Origin of the sequence: Dyadobacter sp. (genome assembly GCF_051859145.1) — a bacterium.
Lineage (GTDB): Bacteria > Bacteroidota > Bacteroidia > Cytophagales > Spirosomataceae > Dyadobacter.
Genome location: NZ_JBHYGF010000282.1, coordinates 1 through 5,687, shown reverse-complemented (window position 1 = coordinate 5,687; position 5,687 = coordinate 1). Strand labels below are relative to the sequence as shown.

The 5,687-nt window shown below is 46.6% G+C and carries 6 protein-coding genes; 1 reads left to right on the top strand and 5 read right to left on the bottom strand.

Going from position 1 to position 5,687, the window contains the following annotated elements; translation table 11 throughout:
* Positions 1 to 474, top strand: a 474-nt coding sequence (locus ACTIE6_RS16200) for a hypothetical protein (protein WP_439557633.1), incomplete at its 5' end; no start/stop codon positions are given.
* Between the two features lie 72 nt (positions 475 to 546).
* Here ACTIE6_RS16200 and ACTIE6_RS16195 read toward each other — a convergent pair.
* The 5 genes from ACTIE6_RS16195 to ACTIE6_RS16175 all read right to left on the bottom strand — a co-directional run.
* The gene (locus ACTIE6_RS16195; protein ID WP_439557632.1) at positions 547 to 2,787 is read right to left on the bottom strand and encodes a xanthine dehydrogenase family protein molybdopterin-binding subunit; all 2,241 of its coding nucleotides are present in this window, start codon (positions 2,785 to 2,787) and stop codon (positions 547 to 549) included.
* A gap of 16 nt (positions 2,788 to 2,803) precedes the next feature.
* Positions 2,804 to 3,823: an FAD binding domain-containing protein gene (locus tag ACTIE6_RS16190; RefSeq protein WP_439557631.1), complete on the bottom strand. Its 1,020-nt coding sequence runs from the start codon at positions 3,821 to 3,823 to the stop codon at positions 2,804 to 2,806.
* Positions 3,816 to 4,325 (bottom strand): (2Fe-2S)-binding protein, encoded by a 510-nt coding sequence (locus ACTIE6_RS16185; RefSeq protein WP_439557630.1) that lies wholly within the window; start codon positions 4,323 to 4,325, stop codon positions 3,816 to 3,818. Before ACTIE6_RS16185 ends, ACTIE6_RS16190 begins: the two co-directional genes overlap by 8 nt.
* Before the next feature lie 145 nt (positions 4,326 to 4,470).
* A complete protein-coding gene (locus tag ACTIE6_RS16180) occupies positions 4,471 to 4,941 on the bottom strand; it encodes a hypothetical protein (RefSeq protein ID WP_439557629.1) in 471 nt (156 codons plus the stop codon).
* Positions 4,942 to 5,316: 375 nt separating this feature from the next.
* Positions 5,317 to 5,687: NUDIX domain-containing protein (locus ACTIE6_RS16175; RefSeq protein WP_439557628.1), on the bottom strand; the 371-nt coding region annotated here is incomplete at its 5' end.

Below are 5,687 nucleotides of genomic sequence, written 5' to 3'. Positions count from 1 at the left end.
ATGGAATTGTTTATTAAAAACAAGATCATCGATATTGACCAAAAACTAAGCAAAGGCGAGGACGAAACGGATATTGCGACAAGACTTTCCTGGCACAAATCCAACACTGCGCTTTATAATGAAGTAAAAGATGCAAAGGATAAAACGATCCATGCAGAACGTGAGGAATTGAAACAAAAGATCGTGAAAATCCAGACCAAAGAATTTCCGGAATTAAGAAATGCGTATGTCGATTCGAAGAAAGAAGTACTAGGTCAGGAGCACATTGCTATTTCACTTTCGGGTGATAAAAACGAAGTACTGACTTTCACAGGCGAAATATTTGAACCGAAGAAAACACAAAAAGATTTTATGAAAAACATACGTGACATTGTATACGATCTGAGATTTAAGAAGGTAGTATACAAATGGTCGGAGAACAAAAGTGATATCGCGGATTACGAAATTGACTCCAAGAATGATGCAGAGATTTGATCCAAAACAAAGCAAGCCGGTTGACGCCGGCTTGCTTTGTTTTCAGGTAACAGATAAGAATGATTTTACTCGTCAGAGCAATGAATCAAAATGAATGGGCAGCTGGTTAATACGTTTCCCAGTTGCATGATAAATGGCGTTGGCAATAGCAGGCGGCATTGCCACAAGCCCTATCTCTCCTACCCCTTTGACCCCCAATGCATTTACGATTTCATCATTTTCCTCTACAAAAATTACATCGAGATCATGAATGTCCGCGTGTACAGGTATGTGATACTCGGCCAGGTTCTGGTTCATGTATTTACCCAGATTGAAATCCTGAATCGTTTCCTCCCTCAATGCCTTGCTGATTCCCCAGATCATTCCACCCAGGATCTGGCTGCGGGCTGTTTTCGGATTGATGATTTTACCGGCAGCTACTGCCGTAATCGCCCGGGTTACATTCACGATACCGAGCTGCTCGTCGACTTCTACTTCCACGAATGCAGCACTGTGGGTAGCGCGTGAATATTTCTTTTGCTTCAAAAGCGAGGGTACCGAAAATTTCGAAACTTTGATCGGCTTACCGCCATTCGCTTCTATGATTTCCAGGAATGAGATTGACTTACTCCGGTCGCTCCGCAGGAATATCCGGCTATCTTCAAAAACAACCTCTTTCAGATCTGCTTTGCTAACAACCGAATCCTTCATTTTTTTAGCGATAGAAAACAGCTTTTTCTTCAAAGCGACGCCCGCCACCTTCACTGCCGATCCAACAGTAGATACCGTGAAAGAGCCTCCCTGAATGGGCGCAAAAGGCTTTTTACTGTCTCCATATAAAAATTCCACATCCTCTATTTTCATCCCCAGCTCGTCGGCAGCGATTTGCGTCGTGACGGTCAGGGTACCCGTTCCAATATCCGTTACCGCGCTGTTTACCCGCAATTTTCCATCGGTAGTAAGGATCGCCTCAGCCTTTGCCGGGAGCTGATTGGCTTCCCAGATCCCCGTCGCCATTCCGTAACCTACAAGCTTATTGCCACGCCGCATACTGCGCGGCTCTGGACTCCGCTTATCCCAGCCAAATTTTTCTGCACCCTGCAAATAGCATTGGCGCAGCTCTTTGCTGCTGTAAGGCCGGTTCAGGCTCACATCATCTTCCGAATAGTTGATCAGCCGAAGTTGCAGCGGATCTATTTTGGTCTTATATGCCAACTCGTCCATTGTACTTTCTATGGCGTGCATGCCGGTACTCCCGCCCGGCGAGCGCATATCGAGCGGACTGTATACATCCAGCTCCACAAGTTTGTATTGCATTAAGGTATTGGCAGCCGGGTATAGCATATGCGCCCAGTTTACCACTACCTCGGTATAATCCTCAAACCGCGACGTTTCTCCTATCGCCAGGTGGTTCATGGCAGTAACCTTTCCGTCCATATCCGCACTGAAACGCGTTTGCTGAATGGTAGGTGGCCGGTGACCGAAAGTAAACATCTGCTGCCTGTCCAGTGTCACCAGTACCGACTGCTTCAATTCCAATGCGGCCATTACAGACAGGAAAAGCTGGTACTGCGGCCGCAATGCAGAACCAAATGCACCGCCCACATAAGGGGAAATAACGCGCACGTCTTTGTATTTCAACCCAAAAATATTGGCTACATACAGCTGACTGTTGACGGTACCCTGCGTTTTATCGTAAATGGTCAGTTTACCATCGCCTTCGTAAATAGTGGTGGTAGCAAACAGTTCCAAAGGATTGTGGTGCTCGGTACCGTGGTAATATTCCGCCGAAACCTGTGCGGGCGATTCCTGGTATGCTTTCTCAAATTTGCCTTTTGGTTTAGGCGGCAGCGGTTTCAGCATAGTCGCCATTCCGATCTTCGGAGAACGTGCTTTTGGTGTTTCCTTTCTGAGGTCTGTTTCAAATGCTTCTTCCTCATACTCTACGTCCACCAGCGTAGCCCCGTACCTTGCCAGTTCAAAAGTTTCTGCCACAACCAGTCCGATCGGCTGTCCATTATACAAGATATCTTCATCCTGCAAAGGCCGGAACGGGGAACCCGGGGGCGCATCCATATCGGCATATTGCAGATCAAACCAGGCTAGTGAGGGACGGTTTTCGTAGGTAAATACCTGCACGATACCCGGCACCGCTTTGGCCCGGCTTGTATCAAACCGCGTGATTTTTCCTTTGGTAATGGTACTGTTGATCACATATCCGTACAGCAGGCCTGGCACCTGATAATCGCCTGAGTATTTGGCTGTGCCGGTTACCTTAAGTTGTCCTTCCAGCCGGCTTAGCGGCTGGCCAACTTGTTTTTGAAATGCTTCCATTTGTTGATGTATAAGGTTAAGCAGAAGGCAACGCGCCCGGAACCTGTGTTTCAGGATTCAGCGCCATTAGTCCATTCCGGATAATGGCCCTTTTCGCCAGCTCAATTTTAAAGTCATTGTATTGGTAACCTTTCGCGCCGCGCAGGATGATATCCGCTGCCTGCGCAAAATTTGCCTCCGAAGCAGTTTTACCAACCAGAAATTCCTCAGCTTCGGGCACGCGCCAGGGCCTGTGTGCCACTCCGCCAAGTGCGATTCTGGCATTACTGATGATATCGCCTTCCATTTCCAGTCCAGTCGCAACGGACACCAATGCAAATGCGTAGGAGTTGCGATCTTTCAGTTTGAGATAGGAATAATGGTCTGAAAAGCCCTGCGGAGGCAGGTCGATGCTTGTGATGATCTCCCCTGGCAAAAGGTTATTGTCCAGCTCGGGCGTGTCACCAGGAAGGCGGTGGAAGTCAGCGAATGCAATACTCCTCGGACCATTTGGCCCTTCCACATTGACCGTAGCTTCCAATGCAGCCAGCGCAATGCACATATCGGAAGGAAATACCGCGATGCAATGTTCGCTGGTGCCCAATATGGCCATAATGCGATTATAACCCTGAATGGCCGAGCAGCCGGAGCCAGGCTCACGTTTGTTGCAGGGAACATTGGCATCGTAAAAATAATAACAGCGCGTACGTTGCAGCAGGTTGCCTCCATTGGTCGCCATATTCCTGATCTGCGCGGAAGCGCCGGCCAGCATCGCTTTTGAAAGCAATGGATATCTTTCCTCGATCAGCGGGTGCCAGGCCGTGTCTGCATTGGTAGCAAATGCGCTGAGGCGCAATCCGCCATTTTCCGTTTCAGTAACTGCGTCCTGCGTTCCTGCGTGGTTGATATCAATGAGTGTGGTAGGGTGTGCGAGATCATACTTCATCAAATCCAGCAGGTTTGTGCCGCCTGCGATGTACGAAGACTTTCTGCCGCTTTCCGACTTGCCGATCGCATCCTGGATGTTACCGGCTTTGAGATAATCGAAGTTATTCATGTGCGCCCTGGTTTTGAACGTCCATGATCGCGTCGATGATGTTGGTATTGGCACCGCATCGGCAAAGGTTTCCGCTCATGAGCTCTTTCACTTCTTCACGCGACTTCGCTTTTCCCTCCTTCATCATTCCGATCGCGCTGCATATCTGCCCTGGCGTGCAATACCCGCATTGAAATGCATCGTGTTCAATAAATGCTTTTTGCAATGGGTGCAGGTCGCCCTCGGGCGCTACGCCTTCGATCGTGGTGATCTCCGAACCATCTTTCATGACCGCAAGTGTGAGACAGCTGACGATCCGCTTTCCGTCGCAGATGATGGTACAAGCACCGCATTGCCCGTGGTCGCACCCTTTCTTTGTGCCCGTAAGCCCCGCGTAGTCCCTTATTGCATCCAGTAAACTGACCCAGGGAAGCAGGTTTAATTGCACCGGACTGCCGTTCACTTTCAAGCTGACCTGTCTATTTCCGGTCAAACCTGGCTTTTCTACGATTTCAGTTAACATGGTGATATAGCATTGATAAACATCAATCCAGACTATAACAATTATGCCAAGTAACTGCGTGCTTCTTAAAAAAGAAATCCATCTTCAAAACTGAAAATGGATCCCGTTAGTATCAATAAAACTTCTTGATTCAGAGTTGCCGTGTTTACTCAGCTGCAACATCTTTTTTAGGCTTGCGGCCGCGTGGCTTTCCGGTATACTCGGGTTTTGGCTCCGCAGTTCCCAATGCGAGTTCATAACCCACTACTCCCTCTTCATAATTGAAGATTGTGATGTCGAATGTATATTTTGTTTTTTCAAAATCCACTCCGCCTTTTTTCAAAATAACGTCCAATGGAATAGAAAATCCACGACCGCTTTTTGTCATTGCAAAAGTACCTTCTGCGTCTGAGCTCGGTATCAGGTAAAGATATTTCAAAGTTCTTTTACCATCCGGAGCACCAATTTTGAAACGGGTTGACAAAGGTTCAACGCCTAATTCTTCAAGCGTTTTAGGAGGTAATACCAACTTACCTGTTCCCGAAATGTAACCGGTAGGTTTGGTTTGAGCCTTCGCTTTCTTAGTTACTGGCGCATTCTCTTCCGGAGAAAAGAACTTGATAGTGTTTGCTTTCATACAAATATTTCTCTGGGTTATTGTGATTGTTACCTGCAAAAATAAGAATGAAATGTTCTTATTAAAATCTTTGCTATTAATTAACCCAAACAGGAATAATTAAGGATGGCAAACAAATAAACCCAATTATATTAAAATTAGAATTCCGGTCTGATTTGAAACTTTGATTTGCATTAAAAACAAGCTGAATGTTCTCCTGCAATGCGACCGATAGTTAAATTATTTTCCCGTAACAACCTGAAAATAGCTCATTTAACATACCGGCAAATAAATGTCTGCGCAAAATGAAGGTTTGGGTTTTGTGTAATTGTAAATAGCGATTGCTTCAACATTTTAGTATTTCATTTTTTATAATACCGATCCTCCCGCAGTTATTTATTCCAATATGGATTTCAGTTCGTCCAGGAATGCAGCTTGTTTCTCATTGATTTTTTCTCGCGCCTTCTCAATCGTAAACCATTCGGCTTTGTCGATCTCGGGAAAAGTCTGCCTTTTACCTGAGCGTGGCGGCCATTCTATTTCGAAAGTATTGCTCACTATATTCTCCGGGTCAATATTCCCTTCAACTGCCCAGGCTTTTACTTCCTTTCCACCTTTCTGTTTAATCGGGGTCAATGCTTTTGCGTCGCCTTTTACTTCGTAGCCTGTTTCTTCCTGGAACTCGCGCCGCGCAGCATCGAGCGCATCTTCATCATTTTCGTATTCCCCTTTTGGAATCGACCAGCTCCCCAGATCTTTCCTGCTGA

Coding starts and splice junctions, on each gene's coding strand:
- ACTIE6_RS16195 (WP_439557632.1), bottom strand. CDS start 2,787: ATGGAAGCATTTCAAAAACAAGTTGGCCAGCCGCTAAGCCGGCTGGAA.
- ACTIE6_RS16190 (WP_439557631.1), bottom strand. CDS start 3,823: ATGAATAACTTCGATTATCTCAAAGCCGGTAACATCCAGGATGCGATC.
- ACTIE6_RS16185 (WP_439557630.1), bottom strand. CDS start 4,325: ATGTTAACTGAAATCGTAGAAAAGCCAGGTTTGACCGGAAATAGACAG.
- ACTIE6_RS16180 (WP_439557629.1), bottom strand. CDS start 4,941: ATGAAAGCAAACACTATCAAGTTCTTTTCTCCGGAAGAGAATGCGCCA.